At 68.9% G+C, this 18,630-nt stretch carries 16 protein-coding genes; 13 read left to right on the forward strand and 3 right to left on the reverse strand.

Annotated features, from left to right (window positions below):
- Positions 1 to 276 precede the first annotated feature (276 nt).
- The 7 genes from rimP (at position 277) to pnp (ending at position 8,932) form a co-directional block, all read left to right on the forward strand.
- Positions 277 to 723 carry a ribosome maturation factor RimP gene (gene rimP / locus KAH28_RS15865; RefSeq protein WP_290578388.1) on the forward strand — a complete coding sequence of 149 codons (447 nt, stop codon included), beginning with the start codon at positions 277 to 279 and terminating at the stop codon, positions 721 to 723.
- A 24-nt stretch (positions 724 to 747) separates the two neighbouring features.
- Positions 748 to 2,232 (forward strand): transcription termination factor NusA, encoded by a 1,485-nt coding sequence (gene nusA, locus KAH28_RS15870; RefSeq protein ID WP_290578304.1) that lies wholly within the window; start codon positions 748 to 750, stop codon positions 2,230 to 2,232.
- A 65-nt stretch (positions 2,233 to 2,297) separates the two neighbouring features.
- Complete coding sequence (infB, locus tag KAH28_RS15875) at positions 2,298 to 5,090, forward strand: translation initiation factor IF-2 (protein WP_290578305.1); 2,793 nt, start codon at positions 2,298 to 2,300, stop codon at positions 5,088 to 5,090.
- A gap of 27 nt (positions 5,091 to 5,117) precedes the next feature.
- Positions 5,118 to 5,489, forward strand: a complete 372-nt coding sequence (rbfA, locus tag KAH28_RS15880) for a 30S ribosome-binding factor RbfA (protein WP_290578307.1) — start codon at positions 5,118 to 5,120, stop codon at positions 5,487 to 5,489.
- Positions 5,486 to 6,409: a tRNA pseudouridine(55) synthase TruB gene (gene truB / locus KAH28_RS15885; protein WP_290578309.1), complete on the forward strand. Its 924-nt coding sequence runs from the start codon at positions 5,486 to 5,488 to the stop codon at positions 6,407 to 6,409. Before rbfA ends, truB begins: the two co-directional genes overlap by 4 nt.
- 108 nt (positions 6,410 to 6,517) lie before the next feature.
- Positions 6,518 to 6,787, forward strand: a complete 270-nt coding sequence (gene rpsO / locus KAH28_RS15890) for a 30S ribosomal protein S15 (RefSeq protein ID WP_290578311.1) — start codon at positions 6,518 to 6,520, stop codon at positions 6,785 to 6,787.
- Between the two features lie 42 nt (positions 6,788 to 6,829).
- A complete protein-coding gene (pnp, locus tag KAH28_RS15895) occupies positions 6,830 to 8,932 on the forward strand; it encodes a polyribonucleotide nucleotidyltransferase (RefSeq protein ID WP_290578313.1) in 2,103 nt (700 codons plus the stop codon).
- Positions 8,933 to 9,471: 539 nt separating this feature from the next.
- On the opposite strand, the gene KAH28_RS15900 is transcribed toward pnp, so the two are convergent.
- Both KAH28_RS15900 and KAH28_RS15905 read right to left on the reverse strand, forming a co-directional pair.
- Positions 9,472 to 9,744, reverse strand: a complete 273-nt coding sequence (locus KAH28_RS15900; RefSeq protein ID WP_290578315.1) for a hypothetical protein — start codon at positions 9,742 to 9,744, stop codon at positions 9,472 to 9,474.
- A 23-nt stretch (positions 9,745 to 9,767) separates the two neighbouring features.
- A complete protein-coding gene (locus tag KAH28_RS15905) occupies positions 9,768 to 13,112 on the reverse strand; it encodes an Rne/Rng family ribonuclease (protein WP_290578317.1) in 3,345 nt (1,114 codons plus the stop codon).
- 428 nt (positions 13,113 to 13,540) lie between these two features.
- Between KAH28_RS15905 and KAH28_RS15910 the strand changes: the two genes are divergently transcribed.
- Genes KAH28_RS15910 through KAH28_RS15920 form a run of 3 tightly spaced genes read left to right on the forward strand, consistent with a single transcriptional unit; the run spans position 13,541 to position 16,170 of the window.
- Positions 13,541 to 14,485 (forward strand): RluA family pseudouridine synthase, encoded by a 945-nt coding sequence (locus tag KAH28_RS15910; protein ID WP_290578319.1) that lies wholly within the window; start codon positions 13,541 to 13,543, stop codon positions 14,483 to 14,485.
- Entirely contained in the window at positions 14,482 to 15,159 is a 678-nt protein-coding gene (locus KAH28_RS15915) for an HAD-IIIA family hydrolase (RefSeq protein WP_290578321.1), read from the forward strand. Before KAH28_RS15910 ends, KAH28_RS15915 begins: the two co-directional genes overlap by 4 nt.
- Positions 15,160 to 15,162: 3 nt before the next feature.
- Positions 15,163 to 16,170, forward strand: a complete 1,008-nt coding sequence (locus KAH28_RS15920) for a YhdH/YhfP family quinone oxidoreductase (RefSeq protein ID WP_290578323.1) — start codon at positions 15,163 to 15,165, stop codon at positions 16,168 to 16,170.
- A gap of 3 nt (positions 16,171 to 16,173) precedes the next feature.
- Here the strand turns inward: KAH28_RS15920 and KAH28_RS15925 are convergent, their stop codons facing one another.
- Complete coding sequence (locus KAH28_RS15925) at positions 16,174 to 16,776, reverse strand: nucleoside triphosphate pyrophosphatase (RefSeq protein WP_366918218.1); 603 nt, start codon at positions 16,774 to 16,776, stop codon at positions 16,174 to 16,176.
- A gap of 51 nt (positions 16,777 to 16,827) precedes the next feature.
- Between KAH28_RS15925 and KAH28_RS15930 the strand changes: the two genes are divergently transcribed.
- Genes KAH28_RS15930 through plsX form a run of 3 tightly spaced genes read left to right on the forward strand, consistent with a single transcriptional unit; the run spans position 16,828 to position 18,610 of the window.
- Positions 16,828 to 17,334: a DUF177 domain-containing protein gene (locus tag KAH28_RS15930; RefSeq protein ID WP_290578327.1), complete on the forward strand. Its 507-nt coding sequence runs from the start codon at positions 16,828 to 16,830 to the stop codon at positions 17,332 to 17,334.
- Between the two features lie 3 nt (positions 17,335 to 17,337).
- A complete protein-coding gene (gene rpmF / locus KAH28_RS15935) occupies positions 17,338 to 17,523 on the forward strand; it encodes a 50S ribosomal protein L32 (protein WP_290578329.1) in 186 nt (61 codons plus the stop codon).
- A 25-nt stretch (positions 17,524 to 17,548) separates the two neighbouring features.
- Entirely contained in the window at positions 17,549 to 18,610 is a 1,062-nt protein-coding gene (gene plsX / locus KAH28_RS15940) for a phosphate acyltransferase PlsX (protein ID WP_290578331.1), read from the forward strand.
- The last annotated feature ends 20 nt before the right edge of the window (positions 18,611 to 18,630 follow it).

The raw sequence follows: 18,630 nt of genomic DNA on the forward strand, positions 1-18,630 counted from the left end.
CCCGGGGAATGGGGTGGTGGGCTGACCCCCTATCCACGGTTCCCACTATACGCCTACATTATCTGTAGGTCAAGCGCCGCAACTACCGTTCGTCGGGTGGGCGGGGCTTCACGCGCCCGTCATCCGTCGCTATAATCCGCGCCTCCGTGGTGTGGGGATCGGTATGCGGATCGGTGCAGTGAGAAATTGACCGTAGCCCGCCCCCGCTACCAACTTTCGGTTTTGCGAAAGGCCCCGGTTATCGGGGCCTTTTTGTTCCTGACGATCATGCCCGTGATGGAATCCAAGCTCGTCGATCTGCTCGAGCCGGTGGTCGAAGCCGCCGGCTTCGAGCTCGTGCATGTCGAGTTCGTCACGGGCAATAACGCGGTTCTGCGGCTCTACATCGATGCGCCCGGCGGCATACAGGTCGAGGATTGCGAGGCGGTCAGTCGCGAGGTCTCGGCACTGCTGGATGTGGAGGACCCGCTGCCCGGGGCATACCATCTCGAGGTCTCGTCGCCCGGACTCGACCGGCCCCTGACCAAGCCGGCGCATTTCGACCGCTTCCTCGGCGAGAAGGTGCGGGTCTGGCTCAGTGAAGCGCGCGAGGGCCGGCGCAAGTACACCGGCGTGCTGTCGGCGCATGCCGACGGCGGTATCAGCGTCGACTGCGGGGACGGCGTCCTGCAGGTTCCGCTGGACGAGATCGAACTGGTGCGGCTGGTGCCGCGTTATTCATAGGTTGCTGACTGGATCGCTGCTGGCATGAACAAGAACGGCAAGAATGTCCTGACCGTCGTCGACGTGGTCTCCAACGAGAAGAGCGTCGAGCGGGAGATCATCTTCGAGGCGATCGAAGCGGCGCTGGCCTCCGCGACCAAGAAGCGTTATCACGAGGACATCGACGTTCGCGTCACGATCGACCGCGAAAGTGGCGAGTACGAGACCTATCGGCGCTGGCTGGTGGTCGATGACGAGGACCCCGAGTTCGAGTCGCCGGTGCGCCAGAAGCTCTTCTCGCGCGCCGAGACCGAGCAGCCCGGTGTCCAGGTTGGCGAGTACATCGAGGAGCAGCTCGAGAACGAGGAGTTCGGTCGCATCGCGGCGCAGGCCGCGAAGCAGGTCATCGTGCAGAAGGTGCGCGAGGCCGAGCGTGCGCAGGTGGTCGAGGCCTACGAGGATCGCGTGGGCGAGCTCATCACCGGCATCGTGAAGCGCATGGAGCGGGGCGCGGTGATCGTCGATCTCGGCGGCATCACCGAAGCGATCATCCCGCGCGACCATCTCATCCCGCGCGAGCCGCTGCGCATCGGCGACCGCGTGCGTGGTTATCTGTACGAGGTCAGCCCGCAGCCGCGCGGACCGCAGCTGTTCCTGTCGCGGACGCTGCCGGAGTTCCTCATCGAGCTGTTCAAGCTCGAGGTGCCCGAGATCGCGCAGGGGCTCATCGAGCTGCGTGGCGCCGCGCGCGATCCGGGGCTGCGCGCCAAGATTGCGGTGCAGGCCAAGGATCGGCGCATCGATCCGGTCGGCGCCTGCGTCGGCATGCGCGGTTCGCGCGTGCAGAGCGTGTCGAACGAGCTCGCCGGCGAGCGCATCGACATCGTGCCGTGGGACGAGAACGTTGCGCAGTTCGTCATCAACGCGATGGCGCCGGCCGAAGTGGAATCCATCGTCGTGGACGAGGATGCCCACTCCATGGTCATCGCGGTCGACGAGGAGCGTCTCGCCCAGGCCATCGGCCGGGGCGGCCAGAACGTGCGGCTGGCCTCGGAGCTCACCGGCTGGACGCTCAACGTCATGACAGGCGAGCAGGCCGCCGCCAAGACCGAGGAAGAGAACACCGCGATCCGCAATCTCTTCATGGAATCGCTCGGCGTCGACGAAGAGGTGGCGGAGATTCTGGTGCAGGAAGGCTTCACCAATCTGGAGGAGGTTGCCTACGTTCCCGATCAGGAACTGCTGGCGATCGAGGAGTTCGACGAATCCATCGTCGAGGAGCTGCGCACGCGTGCGCGCGACGCGTTGCTGGCCAGTGCCATCACCGGTGGCGAGGGTCCCGCCGACGACCTGTTCGAGGTCGACGGCATGACCGACGAGTTGGCGCGCGCGCTTGCCGACAAGGGCGTGAGCACGCGGGACGACCTCGCCGATCTCGGCAGCGACGAACTCGCCGAACTCATCGGCATCGAAGAGGATGCCGCCGGAGAAATCATCATGGCCGCGCGCGCTCACTGGTTTGCTGAGTGACGCCGGCGCGCCGCGCTGAGACGCGACGACTGCGCCCCATTTGCATCAGGACACGCTGACACGACATGCCTTCGGTAACGGTTCGAGATTTCGCCACGGAAGTGAAGATTCCCGTCGATGCGCTGCTTACGCAGCTGCGGGAAGCCGGCGTCAGCGTGGAAAACGAGGATTCCACGCTGTCGGATGCCGACAAGACCGCTCTCCTGCAGCACATCCGGTCCAAGCGCAGCACCGCTGCCGCGGCCGGTGGCGGCGGGCGCGTCAGTCTGAAGCGCAAGACCACCACCGAGCTCAAGCTCGGTGGTGGTCGCGGCGCCGCCTCCCGGACGGTCAGCGTCGAGGTGCGCAAGCGGCGCAGCTACGAGAAGCCGCCGTCCCAGGCGGAGCTGGACGCTGCCGAGCAGGCCAAGGCGCGGCAGGCCGAGGAAGAGGCCGCCGAAGCCGAGCGTCAGCGCAAGGCCGAGGACGAGGCCGAAGCCGCCGAGCGCGAGCGTGCGGCCGCCGAAGCGGCTGCCGAGCCCGAGATGGCGCCCGAGCCGCCCGAGGCGCAGGACGCGCCGACCGAGCCGGCCGACGAGCCCGAGGCGGAAGCGGTCGCTGAGGACGAGGCCGCTCCCGAGACCGAGTCGGCGGCCGAAACGGACGACGAGGCGGAGGCGCCGGCACCGGACGCGGCTGCGGATGCAGCCGCCGCCCCCGCTGCCGAGGACGCCGCGGCGGAACCCGATGCGGATGCCGGCGTCGAGGACGCCGCCGAGCCTGCACCCGCTCCGGCGCCTGCCGCCGATCCCGAAGCCGCCATGGATCCCGCGCGTCGCGCGGCCATGGCGTCGCGCTCGCGTGCGGCCGAGAACCTGCGCCGCGCGGCCGAGATGAAGCGCGAGCAGCCCGCCGAAGCGCCGCCCGCGCCGGCGCGTCCGGCCGGACGTGCCGATCGCGATCGCGCGGCCCGCAAGGAGCTGCACGTCAAGGCCGGCAAGTCCGGTCGTCGCGAGAAGAAGAGCGGGCGCCGGGCGCGCGTGCAGGTCGAGACCCGTCACGGCTTCGAGCGTCCGACCGCGCCGGTCGTGCGCGACGTCGACATTCCCGAGATGATTGCGGTCGGCGACCTGGCTGCGGCCATGGCCGTCAAGACCGGCGATCTCATCAAGGTCCTCATGAAGATGGGCGTGATGGCGACCATCAACCAGACCCTCGATCAGGACACCGCTGTCCTGGTGGTCGAGGAAATGGGACATCGGCCGCGGCCGGTGTCCGAGGGCGCCGAGGAGGACGCGCTGCTCGCCGCCGCCACGGCCGGCTCGGACGAGGCCAGCGAAGCGCAGTCGCGGGCGCCGATCGTGACCGTCATGGGTCACGTCGACCACGGCAAGACCTCGCTGCTGGACTACATCCGCAAGTCGCGCGTCGCATCCGGCGAGGCCGGTGGCATCACGCAGCACATCGGCGCGTACAACGTGGCGACCGCGCGCGGCAGCATCACCTTCCTCGACACCCCGGGACACGCCGCCTTCACGCGCATGCGTGCCCGCGGCGCCCAGGTCACCGACATCGTGATCCTCATCATCGCCGCCGATGACGGCGTCATGCCGCAGACGCGCGAGGCGATCCAGCACGCGCGCGCCGCCGGCGTGCCGATGGTGGTGGCGATCACCAAGGTCGACAAGGAGGATGCCGACCCCGACCGCATCAAGTCCGAGCTCACCAAGGAAGAGGTGGTCGTCGAGGACTGGGGCGGCGACATCCAGTGCGTGGCCGTGTCCTCCCAGTCGGGCGAGGGCATCGAGGAACTGCTCGACTCGGTGGTGCTGCAGGCGGAGCTGCTGGAGCTCAAGGCGGTGGTCGACGATGTCGCGCGCGGCGCCATCATCGAGTCCAGCGTCGAGAAGGGCCGCGGCCCCACCGCCACCGTGCTGGTGCGCAGCGGCACCCTGCGTCAGGGCGATGTCGTGCTTGCGGGGCCCTATTTCGGCCGCGTGCGCGCGATGTTCGACGACGCCGGCAAGCCCTGCAAGGCCGCCGGACCCAGCACGCCGGTGCAGATCCTCGGCCTGTCCGGTGCGCCCGATGCGGGCGAAGAGGTCATCTCGGTCACCGACGAGCGCAAGGCCCGCGAGCTCGCCGACCTGCGCGAGAAGAAGCTCCGCGAGCAGAAGCTCGCGCAGTCGCAGGCGGTGCGCCTGGATCAGGCCTTCGAGCAGATGGGCAGCGGCGAGCAGAAGACGCTGAACATCATGATCCGCGGCGATGTGCAGGGGTCCATCGAGGCGCTCTCGGAAGCGCTGACCAAGATTCCCTCCGAGGAGGTCAAGGTCAACATCGTGGCGTCCGCGGTCGGTGGCATCTCGGAGTCCGACGTCGATCTCGCCGTGGCGTCCGAGGCCATCATCATCGGCTTCAACACGCGTGCCGACGGCAAGGCGCGGCAGCGCATCCAGACCACGGGTGTGGATGTGCGCTACTACTCGATCATCTATGACGTGATCGACGACGTCTCCGACGCCATCTCCGGCCTGCTCGGAACCGAGCTGCGCGAGAAGATCGTCGGAACCGCCGAGGTTCGCGAGGTCTTCCGCAGTTCCGCCTTCGGCGCCGTCGCCGGCTGCCTCGTGGTCGACGGCGAGGTCCGCCGCGGCCTGCCCATTCGCGTCCTGCGCGATCAGGTCGTCATCTACGAGGGCGAGCTCGAATCGCTGCGCCGCCACAAGGACGACGCCCAGAAGGTCGAGGCCGGCACCGAGTGCGGCATCGCGGTCAAGAACTACAACGACGTCAAGGTCGGCGACCAGATCGAGTGCTACGACCGCGAAGAGGTGCGGCGCCAGATCAAGACCGAAGAGAGTGGTGGCCGTCGTTGATGCACCCGGTCTGACGGAGGCCGCGTCATGTCCTCCCATCGCGAGTATCCCCGCGCCACGCGGGTATCGGCGCAGCTTCAGCGCGAGCTCGATGAGCTGATCCGTGAGCACTTCTCGGATCCGTGCTTCGAGGGGGTCTCGATCACCTCGGTCGATGTCTCGCCCGATCTGCGCAATGCGCGGGTCTACGTCGGGCGGCTCGGCAAGCCGCTCGATGAGGCCTGCGGCGAGCTGACGCGTCGTGCCGGTCGTCTCCGAGGCTGGCTCGGCAAGCGTCTCAAGATCCGCCGTGTGCCGGAGCTGCAGTTCATCGCCGATACGCTGCCCGATGATGCCGACGCCATGAGCCAGCTCATCCGGCAGGCCCGGGCGCGGGACAGCGACGGGGAGGGCGCGTGAGCCGACGCCGCAAGGCCTGGATGCGCGACGTCAACGGCATCCTGCTGCTCGACAAGCCCGAAGGCCTCAGTTCCAACCATGCCCTGCAGCGCGTGCGCCGGCTGTACAGCGCAGCCAAGGCCGGGCACACCGGGAGTCTCGACCCGCTGGCGACCGGCATGCTGCCGGTCTGCTTCGGGCCCAGCACGAAGCTGAGCCACTACCTGCTCGATGCCGACAAGCAGTACACCGTCGGCGTGGCGGTGGGGCAGCGCACCAGTACCGGTGACGCCGAAGGCGGGGTCGTCGCGCATTCCGATGCGCGTCCGCCCCGCGAGCGGATGGAATCGGCCCTCGCGGACTTCATCGGCCCCATTCAGCAGATTCCGCCGATGCATTCGGCCGTGCATCACCAGGGACGCCGGCTCTACGAGATCGCGCGCGAGGGGGGCGAGGTCGAACGGGCCGCGCGCACCGTCACCATCCATGCCCTGGAGATCCTTGATTGGTCACCCGAGCGTTTCACGCTGCGCGTCCGGTGCTCGAAGGGCACCTACGTGCGTACGCTGGTCGAGGATCTGGCCGCCAGTGTCGGCACCGAGGCGCATGTTGCGCGACTGCACCGGGACGCGGTGTCGCCGTTCCCCGGTGATGCGCTGCGTACCATGGCCGAGATCGAGGCCGCTGCCGAGCAGGGCGCGGAGGCGCTCGACGCGCTGCTCCTGCCACCGTCCGCGGCGCTCGCCGACTGGCCCGGAGTGGCGCTCGATGCCGCCCGGGCGTTCTATCTCTCGCGCGGCGAGGCGGTGCGGGTGGCGTCGGCGCCGTCGGCCGGCCGGGTCGCCATCTACGGACCCGGCGATGTGCTGCTGGCGCTTGGCGAGATCAATGCCGACGGCATGGTAGCGCCGCGCCGCATGATGCAGACCGCTGCACCGTAGTGGCCCTCTCGCTGCACGGAATGGGCGCAGGCGCTTGTGCGCGCGCCAAATGGCCCGCTACAATGTCGGGCTTGATGATGACGAATACTGACAATCTCGGAGTAGTATATGGCTCTTGATCCTGAAGCGAAGCGTGCTGTCGTCGAGAAGTTCCAGCGCGAGCCCAACGACACCGGTTCGCCCGAGGTGCAGGTAGCCCTGCTGTCCGAGCGCATCAAGACGCTCGGCCCGCACTTCGAGAAGAACAAGAAGGACCATCATTCGCGTCGCGGGCTGCTGAAGATGGTCAATCAGCGCCGCAAGCTGCTGGACTACCTGAAGCGCAAGGACGTCGGTCGCTACCAGAAGCTGATCACCGAGCTGGGCCTGCGCCGCTAAGCCGGTCACCCGCTTCCTTGCCCCTTCAGACCGAGGTACGCCATGGCGCCCGATAGCACGCGCGTTAGCACTTCCTTTTCGTTCGGCGGTCGCACCGTCACCCTAGAGACCGGCGCGATGGCCCGCCAGGCGAGCGGCGCGGTCAAGGTGACCATGGACGAGACCGTCGTCCTCGTGACCGTGGTCGCGCGCAAGGATGCGCGCCCCGACCAGGCCTTCTTCCCGCTCACCGTCGACTACCAGGAGCGTTCCTACGCCGGCGGCCGCATCCCCGGCAGCTTCTTCCGCCGCGAGGGGCGCCCGACCGAGAAGGAGACGCTGACCAGCCGCCTGATCGACCGGCCACTGCGTCCGCTGTTCCCGGACGGCTTCATGAACGAGGTGCAGATCATCGCCACGGTGCTCTCCCTCAACCCTGACGTCGACGGCGACATTCCCGCCATGATCGGCGCCTCCGCCGCCGTCGCCCTGTGCGGCGTGCCCTTCGAGGGGCCCATCGGCGCGGTACGCGTGGGTTATGCCGACGGTGCCTACAAGCTGAACCCCTCCGCGACCGAGCTCGAGGGTTCGGAGCTCGATCTCGTCATAGCCGGCACCAAGGAAGCCGTGCTGATGGTGGAGTCGGAGGCCAAGGGTCTTTCCGAGGAGGTCATGCTGGGCGCCGTGCTGTTCGGGCACGAGCAGATGCAGGCCGCCATCGACGCCATCAACGAGCTCGTCTCCAAGGCCGGCCAGCCGCGCTGGGACTGGCAGCCGGCGGCGGACGGCGAGGCTATTCTCGCCAAGGTTCGCGAAGTCGCGGGCAGCGGCGTTGCCGAAGCCTTCTCGATCACCGACAAGATCGAGCGCCGCGATCAGCTCGACGTCGTCCGCGCGAGCGCCCGCGAGGCGCTGTGCAGCGGCGAAGCACCGGCCTTCAGCGAGCGCCAGGTCAACGAGGCGCTGCACGATCTCGAGGCCGAGGTCGTGCGCAACCGCATCCTCGACGGCAACCCGCGCATCGACGGGCGCGACACGCGCACCGTCCGCCCGATCTCGATCGAGGCCAAGGCGCTGCCGCGCACGCACGGCTCCGCCGTGTTCACGCGCGGCGAGACCCAGGTCGTGGCCATCACCACGCTGGGCACCGCGCGTGATGCCCAGTTGATCGATGCCATCGACCAGACCTACAAGGAACCCTTCCTGCTGCACTACAACTTCCCGCCGTACTGCGTCGGGGAGACCGGCCGTCTCGTCACCAAGCGGCGCGAGGTCGGCCACGGCCGGCTCGCCAAGCGCGCTCTGGCGGCGGTCATGCCGGACCTGGAGAAGGAGTTTCCCTACGTCGTGCGCATCGTCTCGGAAGTCACCGAGTCGAACGGCTCCTCGTCGATGGCGACCGTCTGTGGCGGCTGCCTTTCGCTGATGGACGCCGGCGTGCCCATCAAGGCGCCGGTCGCCGGTGTCGCGATGGGGCTGATCAAGGAAGGCGAGCGCCACGCGGTGCTCACCGATATCCTCGGCGACGAGGATCACCTGGGCGACATGGACTTCAAGGTGGCCGGTACCGCCGAGGGCGTGACCGCGCTGCAGATGGACATCAAGATCAACGGCATCACCGGCGAGATCATGCGTCAGGCGCTGGAGCAGGCGCACGAGGCACGCATGCACATTCTCGGCGAGATGAACAAGGTGCTGGCGTCGCCGCGCGACGAGATGAGCGAGTGGGCGCCGCGCATCACCACCCTCAAGATCCATCCCGACAAGATCCGCGAGGTCATCGGCAAGGGTGGGGCGACCATCCAGGCGCTGACCAAGGAAACCGGCGCGACCATCGATATCGATGACGATGGCGTGGTGCGGATCTCGGCCGTGGACAAGAAGGCCACCGACGACGCCATCTCGCGCATCCAGGCACTGACGCGCGACGTCGAGGCCGGTGACATCTACGAGGGCAAGGTGGCGCGCATCATGGACTTCGGTGCCTTCGTCACGATCCTGCCCGGAAAGGACGGCCTGGTGCACATCTCGCAGATCGCCGAAGAGCGGGTCGAGAATGTCGCGGACGTGCTCAAGGAGGGCGAGGTCGTACGCGTGAAGGTGCTCGAGGTCGACAAGCAGGGGCGTATCCGACTGTCCATGAAGGCACTCGCCACCGAGGCCTGACCGGTTGCTGTAGCGGGGCGCATCAGTGCCCCGCTACAGTGCATTCAGCACCACAAGTACTTGCGCTGAACGCTGCAGTAAGGCATAAATAGCGCACAAAAAAAGCCCCCTGCGAGCAGGGGGCCAAGTGCGAGAAAGACACAGAGGTCTTTCTGGAGGAGACCTGGTTAAAAACGTTTCAGAAAATTGGCCCGCCCCGAGCGGGCTTTTTTTCATCTCCGTTTTGCTGCGTTGCAGTATACGGGGCGCCGGCCGGACTGTCAATGTCGCACCGCACAAAATAAGTCGAATTTAAACAGCAACTTACATGTGGTCGGCGAATAAAATGACGAAACCGTCATAGTCCGCGCACATCGCGCCGATAGACAGTGACGCATGCGTCATTATTTTCCTGCAGTTGTCGGAAATTTGCGGCCGCAGATCGCGCGGTGCGTCGCGCACGGCGCGTGCAGCCGGGGCTGGCGGCGGCGAGGCGGCCGCCCGGCCGTCATTCGGTGCGATGGAAGAGGGGCCGGGCCCTGTGGAGCCGCCCGCTGACGTCAGCCGCCTGATGTCAGCGCTGGCTGAGCCAGGATGCGCGCGGCGATTTCGGCGGGCTCGTTGCTGCCCCTGTCTCCGGCGTACACGGGCTCCTCGCGGAGAACGGGGGCAAGGCGCCGCGGGTCGCCGTGCTGGTCGGCTTGCAGCGCGCGGTGATCGGAAGCGGTAGCGCGCAGCACGAGACGCGCTTCGCGCGTCAGAACGTCGTGCAGTACCCAGTCACGCCCGTCCACGCGGAGGCGCGCGCCGATGCGCGCGCGCAGCCGCGTCAACGGGTCGGAGGCTGCGTCGGCCGTCAGTAGCCGCCTCCGCTCTGGCCCGCCTGTCGAGTGCCGTCGCCTGCGCCCGCGTCATCGTCGTCGACAGTGGCGTCCGTGTCGCTTTCGTCAGCCTCGTCGGCCCCGGCGCTTGTCGCTTCCAGCGCCGCGGCCGCGTCGTCGCCCTCCGGTTCCGTATCGGTTGTGTCCTCGGCGGCCGCGATGAGGCGCGGGACGAAATCGCTGTCGCCGGAGGGTGATGGCGCCGGATCGGTCGGTGCCGCGGCGTGCGGCGAGGCCTCCACGGTTGGTGAATCCGCTCCGGTGTCGTTTCCGGGCTGGATCAGCCGGGGCAGGAATGCGTCGGCGTCGGCGTCGGCGCTCGCGTCCGCGGGCTCGGAAGCGTCATCCTGGTCGGCTTCGGCTTCGGCTTCGGCTTCGGCTTCGGCTTCGGCTTCGGCGTCAGCTTCGGCCAGAAGCTCAACCTCAGCTTCCGCAGCGGTTTCGGTTGTCGCATCCTCCGCCCGGGCGTCGGTCGGCTCCGGCTCCGCATCCGCAGCTTCGCTTGCCTCATCGGCGATCTCGGCTGCGGGATCGGCCGGCGCGGCGGGCTCGTCATCCACTACCGCGCTCACCGTGTCGTCCGCGGCGTCGGACTGGACATCGTCGTCGGGGGCGTCAGCGGGTTGAGCGGCAACGAGGGCTGGAACGGCCACCGGCGCGGGCGGTGCAGGGATGCGATCGGCAGGAATGCTCCGCGCGGTCGGTGCGGCCGCGGCATCCTGATCGTCTTCGGCCGCGGTAGCGCTTGCCGCGGTCGCGACGGCGTCCGATGCAGCGGGGCTGTCGCCGGAAGCGGTGGTGGTGTGATCCAAGGCCTCGATGTCGGCTTCGGCGTCAGCGGTGCTCGCCGCGGTGCGTGCCTCGCTCACCGCATCGGTCACGGTCGACGAGTCTTCGGGACCGGCGGCAACCGGGGGCGCGGCTGCATCATCGCCGGTCTTGTCGCGCGGGACATCGTGGGCCGGATTCGAGGCGCTGCTGTCGTCGTCACTGCTGTCGGACGCGGTTGCAGCCGCCCCGGCATTCCCGGCGGCATTCTCGTTGCCATTCGCGCTGGTGGCATTGCCGGAACGGCGACGGTTGCGGCCGCCGCGGCGACGGCGGCGACGGCGACCGGTGCCTTCGGCCGATTCGCCGGCGCCACCGCTGGCCGAAGCACTGGTGCTCTCGGCGGCGGGGGCGGCGCTCTCGGGGGCTGGCTCGGCGCTCGGCGCGGGCGCGGAGGCTGCAGCCTTGGGGCTGTCGTTCCCGGCGCTGTCGTTGCGACGCTTCTGCGCGTTGCTGCCCGAAGCCTCGTCACTGCGCGGCCTGGACTCGTCGGCAGACTGCTGTTGCTGCTTGGCAGCGGACTTCTGCGCGTTGCCTTCGTTGGAACGCTGCTGCTTGTTGTTGCGCTGGCGATTGCCGCCCGCGTTCTTGCGCGTCGCCTGGCCGCCGCGGCGGTTGCGCTCTCCACTGCCACCGTTCGACTGACGTCCCGCGCGCTGGTCGCGACGGCGGCCGCCGCCCTGGGCCTGATCGCCGTCGCTCCCGGAGGTTTCGGACGCGTTCTTGCTCGCGGGGGTCTCCGCGGCGGGCTGCGGCGACGAGAACCATGCCTTGATGCGCTGCCACAGGCCCGGGCCGGCCGCCACTGCAGCGGCGGCTTCCGGGGTGGCGGCGGGTGCTTCCGTGGTCGCGTCCTCGGCATCCGTGCTGGCCGCCGGTGGTGGTGTCGACGGCCGCATCATGCCGACGGCGGGTTGCTCGGGGGTTCCGCCCTTGTCCTTGCGCGCGAGCTGCTGCGCGTATTCCGATGCCGCGAAATCCTCGCTCAGGCGGTAGCTGGCGGCCTGCTCCGTTTTCTGCTGCTTGCCGTCGGCCTTCTCGCGCGTGATCTCGAAGCGGGGCGTCAGCAGCGACGAGTTGGGCACGATGAGCACGTCGGCCTGGTTGCGGGCCTCGATCTCGTGTACCACCGCGCGCTTCTCGTTGAGCAGGAAGGCGGCGACATCCACCGGCACCTGTGCGATGACGCGCCCGGTCTTCTCCTTCATGCACTCCTCTTCGATGAGGCGCAGCAGGGAGAGCGCCAGGGACTCGACGCTGCGGATATGCCCGTGTCCGTCGCAGCGCGGGCAGGTCTGGTGCGTGTGCTCGCCGAGCGCGGGGCGCATGCGCTGCCGCGACATCTCCATGAGGCCGAAGCGGGAGATCCGTCCGGTCTGGATGCGCGCGCGGTCGCGCTCGGCGGCCTTGCGCAGCTTTTCCTCGACCTGCCGCTGATTGCGGTTGGCGCTCATGTCGATGAAGTCGATGACCACCAGGCCGCCGACGTCGCGCAGACGGAGCTGGCGCGCGATCTCCTCGGCCGCCTCGAGGTTGGTCTGCAGCGCCGTCTCCTCGATGTCCTTGCCGCCGGTGGCGCGTGCACTGTTGATGTCGATCGACGTCAACGCCTCGGTGCGGTCGATGACGATGGAGCCGCCCGAAGGCAGGTTGACCAACCGCTGATGCGCGGTCTCGATCTGCGATTCGACCTGGAAGCGCGAGAACAGCGGAATGCTGTCGGAGTAGAGCTTCAGGCGCGGCAGCGTCGATGGCATGACGTGGGCGAGATGGGCCTGCGCCTGCTCGTAGAGCTCGACGTTGTCGATGATGACCTCGCCGATGTCCGGGCGCAGGTAGTCGCGCAGCGCGCGCAGGATGATGTTGGACTCCTGGTAGATCAGGAACGGCGCCTTGCGCTCGCTGGCCGCGGTGCTGATGGCGCTCCAGATCTCGACCAGGTAGTCGAGATCCCACTGCACTTCCTCGGCGGTGCGGCCGATGCCGTTGGTGCGCACGATGACGCCCATGCCGTCGGGGCAGCTGACCTGACTGAGCGTCTCGCGCAGCTCGTCGCGCTCCTCACCTTCCACGCGCCGCGATATGCCGCCGGCGCGGGGGTTGTTCGGCATCAGGACGAGGAAGCGGCCGGCCAGGGAAACGAAGGTGGAGAGCGCCGCGCCCTTGGTGCCGCGCTGCTCCTTCTCGACCTGGACGATGATCTCCTGGCCCTCGGAGATCTGCTCGGCAACCTTCGCGGCGTTGCCCGGCTGGCCCTTGAGGTACTCCGGCGCGATCTCCTTGAGCGGGAGGAAGCCGTGGCGCTCGGCGCCGTAGTCGACGAAGCAGGCCTCCAGCGATGGCTCGACACGCGTGATCCGGCCCTTGTAGATGTTGGCCTTCTTCTGCTCGCGCGCGGCGGTTTCGATGTCTAGATCAAGGAGCTTCTGGCCGTCGACGATGGCAACGCGCAGCTCTTCCTGCTGCGTCGCGTTGATCAGGATGCGTTTCATGGTGCGGGTTCGCTCGCCTCTGGTGAGCGCAACCGCGGACGGCGGAGCGATTCAGGATGACCGTCGCGCAGGCCGTGGCGGCGGCGCGTTGCGCGCAGCCGTAACGGGCGCGGCCGACTGTCCGGCGACGCCGGATCAGCGACGGAACGCGGGCTGCGGGCAAGGCGGGCATCGGTTCGGATTGGCTGTCAATTGACGGGACGCGCGCTTGCGCGCCTGAATCGTTATTCTCTCGTCCAGCCGCGGTATGCGGTGGTAACTGCCGCGCGCGAGCGCGGCAACGATAATTTCGATGGCAATGCCTCTCGGCATCCAGCAACCGCAGCCGGCGCATCGTTCGATACGGTGCATGCAGCAAACTGGCGCGATCTTGCGGGCAGATGCGATAGCTGACCGGGAATCGCGTGCAATCAACCGATAGTGTGCCTGTGTCCACGCGCGTTTCACAAGTCCGCCACATCGTCGTGGATCACCAGCACGACGGGCAGCGTATCGACAACTTCCTGCTGGGGGTCCTGGACGGCGTGCCGCGATCGCACGTCTATCGCTTGCTGCGCTCGGGTCAGGTCCGGGTGGACGGCGGTCGTGTCAAGCCGCACCGGCGCCTGCGCGGCGGCGAGACAGTCCGCGTGCCCCCGGTCAAGTCCGAGGAGCGGGTCGTGCGGCGGCCGCCCGACGATCTGCTGCGCCGCCTGCGCGACGCGATCATCTCCGAGGACGCGGACTACCTGATCATCGACAAGCCCGCGGGTCTGCCCGCCCATTCCGGCAGTGGCGCGGATTTCGGCGTCATCGAGGTGGTGCGCGCCTGGGAGCGCCACGACTACGTCGAGCTCGCGCATCGGCTGGATCGCGATACCAGCGGGATCATGCTGCTGGCCAAGTCGAGGCAGGCCCTTCTGCGCGCGCAGGACGCCTTTGCCAGCGGTGAGGCCGGGAAGCGCTATCTCGCGCTCTGCTGCGGCGCCTGGCGGGGCGGTTCCCGCGAGGTTCGCGACAGTCTCGTGATCGAGCGCGAGGATGGCGAGCGCCGCGTGCGCACCGGTGACGACGGCAAGACCGCGGTGTCGGAGTTCGTGCCGCTCACCACGACACGCTGGGCGACGCTGTGCGAGGTCCGCATCGGCACCGGCCGCATGCACCAGATACGGGCGCACGCCGAATCGATCGGCCATCCGGTGGCCGGCGATCGCAAGTACGGCGATCGTCAGCTCCAGCGCGCCGTGCGCGAACGCGGCCAGCTCAGGCGCCTCTTCCTGCACGCGCACCGGCTGGCGCTGCCGGCGACCGGCACCTTCCCGCCGGTGCTGGCGGAGAGTCCGCTTCCCGACGAGCTGCGCGCCGTCATGACCCGGCTCGAGGCGGCGCGATGAGCGCCGCGTTCGAGCTCATCGTCTTCGACTGGGATGGGACGCTTGCCGATTCGACGGGCCCCATCGTCGCCGGCATGCAGCGCGCCATCGCGGCGCTGGGACTGCCGCCGCGCGACGATGACGCCATCCGAGCGCTGATCGGACTCGGATTCCGTGACGGTCTGCAGCTGCTGTATCCCGACCGCGATCCCGCCCGGCTCGAGGCCGAGCTGCTCGCGCATCGGCGCGGCGTCGTGGACGGGACGCACGAGGAGGCGCCGCTCTATCCCGGTGTCCCCGAGCTGCTGACCGCGCTCGGGCAGGGGGGGTACCGGTTGGCGGTGGCCACCGGCAAATCCCGCGTCGGGCTCGACCGGGCGCTGATGCACCACCGCTTCGCGGACGCGGCGTTCATCGCCACCCGGACCGCCGACGAGACCGCGGCCAAGCCGCATCCGCGCATGCTGCACGAGCTGCTCGAGCACACCGGGGTTGCGCCCGAGCGCGCACTGATGGTCGGTGACACCGACTACGATATGGTGATGGCCGAGGCGGCCGGCGTGCCGGCCATCGCTGTCGACGGTGGCGCGCATTCGGCCGACCGCCTGCGGGCCAGCCCGGCATTGACCGTGCTCGCGAGCATCGTCGAGCTGCCGGGCTGGCTGGCTGCATCCACCCATCGACGAGGAGCATGACCCATGAGCAGCTTCCGCGCCCTGCGCGTTCACGACGCCGGCGACAAGAAGACACGCTGCCAGGCCGAGGACCTGACCACCGATCAGCTCAACGAGGGCGATGTGGTCATCGATGTGCACTGGTCCTCGGTCAACTACAAGGATGCCCTGGCGGTGAGCGGCAAGGGCCGCATCATGCGGCGGCTTCCGTGCGTGCCGGGCATCGATCTCTCCGGCGTGGTCGCCGAATCGGACGACCCCACCCTGAGGCCGGGCCAGAAGGTGCTGGTCACCGGCTGCAACATCGGCGAGGCGCTCGACGGGGGCTACGCCCAGCGCGCGCGTCTGCCGGCCGAGGCCGTCATCCCGCTGCCCGACGGGCTCGACCTGCGCGAGGCCATGATGCTCGGCACCGCCGGCTTCACGGCCGCCCTGGCGGTGGTGCGCATGCAGGACAACCGGCAGATTCCCGATCTCGGCCCGGTCCTGGTCAACGGTGCGACCGGCGGCGTCGGCAGCGTCGCCATCCAGATCCTCTCCGGACTGGGCTACGAGGTGGCCGCGGTCACCGGCAAGGCCGACGCCGCCGAGCGGCTGCGCGCGCTGGGTGCCGCCGAGGTGCTCGATCCGGAAGGCGTCAGGACCGGAGGCAAGCCGCTGGAATCGGCGCGCTGGGGCGGGGCGGTCGACAATCTCGGCGGTGACGCCCTGGCCGACATGACGCGCAGCGTGCGCCCCTTCGGCAATATCGCCTCGATCGGTCTGGCGGCCGGCGTCGAGCTCAAGACTACGGTCATGCCCTTCATCCTGCGCGGCGTCTCGCTGCTCGGCATCCACTCGGTGGAAACGCCGCGGCCGCTGCGCGAGCAGGTGTGGCAGCACCTGGCTGGCGAGTGGAAGCCGCGCGCGCTCGCCGACATCGTCACCCGGACCATCGGGCTCGACGAGGTGCCGGCGTACTGTGACGAGCTGGTCGCCGGAACGATCACCGGGCGGGCGCTGGTCAAGCTGCGCGACGACGCCGCGCTGTAGCGCTCAGGGCACTGCCAGGCCGGCCGCGCGCAGCAGGCGCGCGGTGGCCATGAGCGGCAGTCCTTCCAGCGCGGTCGGGTCGCTGCCGCGGACGGCGTCGAACAGCGCGATGCCGAGCCCCTCGCACCGGAAGCCGCCGCAGCAGTCGACGGCCGGCTCTGCATCCGCGTAGCGCGCGATGGTGCCGTCGTCGAGGGTGCGGAAGCGCACGCGGGTCAGCACGGTGGCGTGGCGCGCGCGAGCGCGGGCACCGGGCCGGAGCGGCGGCACCACCAGCGCGACGGCGGTGTGGAAGCGCGCCTCGCGCCCGGACAAGCGGTGCAGCTGCGCTATCTGGGCCGTGCGGCTGCCGGGCTTGTGCAGGATATCGCCCTCGCACGCCGCGACCTGGTCCGAACCGATGGTCCAGTGCCCGGGGTGGCGGGCGGCGCCGGCGCGCGCCTTGGCCAGCGCCAGCCGGCGCGCGCGTGTTGCCGGGTCGAGAGCGGGCTCGGCGGCTTCATCGACGTCCGGGTCGCAGCGTTCGAAGGTCAGACCCAGCCGCTCCAGCAGACGGCTGCGGTAGGGCGACGTCGATGCGAGCAGCAGCGGCGGAGAAGACGGCATGGCGGGGCGGTGACGGTACGCGGGCACGCCGGCATTTTGACGAAATCGGCCGTGCTGTCTATCATCGCGCCCGCAATGGGCACCCAAGGCTTGCCGCGGACGGTCGACATAGTGCGCTTCTGCGGTGGCCGCGGGCATGCCGAGGCCACGCTGGTGGCCGAGCAGCTTCCCCGTCTGTCAGCAGCGCTCGCGGACTCCGGCTGGTCGATCACCGTTCGGCTCAGCGGGGAAAGCCCCGGTACGGCGATCTATCGCATTGCCGGTAGCGCGGAAGGGGAGCTGCCGGTGACATGCCGGCGGTGCCTGGCAGTCGTGCAGTGGCCCCTTGCGCTGCGCTTTTCGGTGGTGGTGGTGCAGGGGGACGAGGAAGAGGCGCGCTGGATCGCGGAAAGCGACACCTGGCGCGGCGAGAATGACAGGCTGCCGCTGGCGGAGCGGGTCGAGGACGAGCTGCTGCTCGCGGTGCCCGATTTGCCAGAATGCAGTGACGGCGCGTGCGAGGCACGCGCGCAGGCCTTACACGGAGCCGGTGGATCGCCGGGCCCGCACGGAGAGTAGAGAATGGCTGTTCAGCAGAGAAAGAAGTCCCGTTCGCGTCGCGGTCATCGTCGCGCGCACGACGCCCTTCAGGCGCCGGCCCTGTCGACCGATCCGACCTCGGGCGAGACGCACCTGCGGCATCACATCACGGCCGACGGTTACTACCGCGGTCGCAAGGTCATCGATACGCCGGTCAACGACGAGTAGCTCCGCTGCGGCGGACCCGACGTCCGTGACCGACAGCCCGGCCACGCCACCGGTGCGGGTGGCGATCGATGCGATGAGCGGCGACAACGGTCTGGAAGCCGTCGTCGCCGCGGTGTCGTTGTGCCTGCAGCGTCACGATGACGTCACGCTGACGCTGGTGGGCGACCAGGCGCAGCTGCGCCAGCAGCTCGACGCCGCCGGCCTCGGCACCGAGGCGCGCCTCTCGATCACGCACAGCTCCGAGGTCGTGCTCATGGACGAGCTGCCTTCGCGCGCGCTGCGCGCCAAGAAGGACAGCTCGATGCGCGTCGCCATCAACCTCGTCCATCGCGGCGATGCCGACGCCGCCGTCAGTGCCGGCAACACCGGCGCGCTGATGGCCATCGCCCGTTTCGTCCTGAAGACGCTGCCCGGGATCGACCGACCGGCGATCGTGTCGGCGCTGCCCGCGAAGCAGGGGCATACCTATCTCCTCGACCTCGGCGCCAACGCCGCCTGCACGCCCGAGCACCTCTTCGAGTTCGCGGTGATGGGGTCGGTGCTGGCGCGTGCGGTCGACGGCAGGGAGTCGCCCCGCGTCGCACTGCTGAACATCGGCGAGGAGGAGATGAAGGGCGTAGACGCCATCCACCGCGCCCAGGAGCTGCTGCGCGCCTCGCGACTGAACTATGTCGGCTACGTCGAGGCCAACGACATCTTCGGCGACGCGGCGGATGTGGTGGTGAGCGACGGTTTCGTCGGCAACGTCGCGCTGAAGAGCGCGGAGGGCGTCGCCGGCTTCATCAAGGACATCATGGTCCGCACCTTCTCCGAGCGCTGGTGGAGCCGCCTCGCGGGCGCCGCCGCCTGGCCGGTTCTCAAGCGGCTGGGTGCGCGCATCGATCCGCGTCGCTACAACGGTGCCAGTCTGCTGGGGCTGCGCGGCGTGGTCATCAAGTCGCACGGCAGCGCCGATGCCATGGCCTTCGCCAATGCGATCGATGTCGCGATCATCGAGGCGCGCAAGGGGCTTCCGGCGCGCATCGGCGAGGACATCGCCCGCGAGCTCGCCGCAAGTCCGGATCTGAGCCCGGCGGACAGTGCCTGACGCGGCCGGCACGGCGCGCG

Origin of the sequence: Algiphilus sp., assembly GCF_023145115.1 — a bacterium.
Lineage (GTDB): Bacteria > Pseudomonadota > Gammaproteobacteria > Nevskiales > Nevskiaceae > Algiphilus.

Excerpts from the sequence above, each read along its gene's own strand:
- rpsO (WP_290578311.1), top strand. The coding sequence starts at position 6,518 with ATGGCTCTTGATCCTGAAGCGAAGCGTGCTGTCGTCGAGAAGTTCCAG.
- rbfA (WP_290578307.1), top strand. The coding sequence starts at position 5,118 with ATGTCCTCCCATCGCGAGTATCCCCGCGCCACGCGGGTATCGGCGCAG.
- nusA (WP_290578304.1), top strand. The coding sequence starts at position 748 with ATGAACAAGAACGGCAAGAATGTCCTGACCGTCGTCGACGTGGTCTCC.
- KAH28_RS15920 (WP_290578323.1), top strand. The coding sequence starts at position 15,163 with ATGAGCAGCTTCCGCGCCCTGCGCGTTCACGACGCCGGCGACAAGAAG.
- rpmF (WP_290578329.1), top strand. The coding sequence starts at position 17,338 with ATGGCTGTTCAGCAGAGAAAGAAGTCCCGTTCGCGTCGCGGTCATCGT.
- pnp (WP_290578313.1), top strand. The coding sequence starts at position 6,830 with ATGGCGCCCGATAGCACGCGCGTTAGCACTTCCTTTTCGTTCGGCGGT.
- rimP (WP_290578388.1), top strand. The coding sequence starts at position 277 with ATGGAATCCAAGCTCGTCGATCTGCTCGAGCCGGTGGTCGAAGCCGCC.
- infB (WP_290578305.1), top strand. The coding sequence starts at position 2,298 with ATGCCTTCGGTAACGGTTCGAGATTTCGCCACGGAAGTGAAGATTCCC.
- KAH28_RS15925 (WP_366918218.1), bottom strand. The coding sequence starts at position 16,776 with ATGCCGTCTTCTCCGCCGCTGCTGCTCGCATCGACGTCGCCCTACCGC.
- KAH28_RS15915 (WP_290578321.1), top strand. The coding sequence starts at position 14,482 with ATGAGCGCCGCGTTCGAGCTCATCGTCTTCGACTGGGATGGGACGCTT.
- KAH28_RS15905 (WP_290578317.1), bottom strand. The coding sequence starts at position 13,112 with ATGAAACGCATCCTGATCAACGCGACGCAGCAGGAAGAGCTGCGCGTT.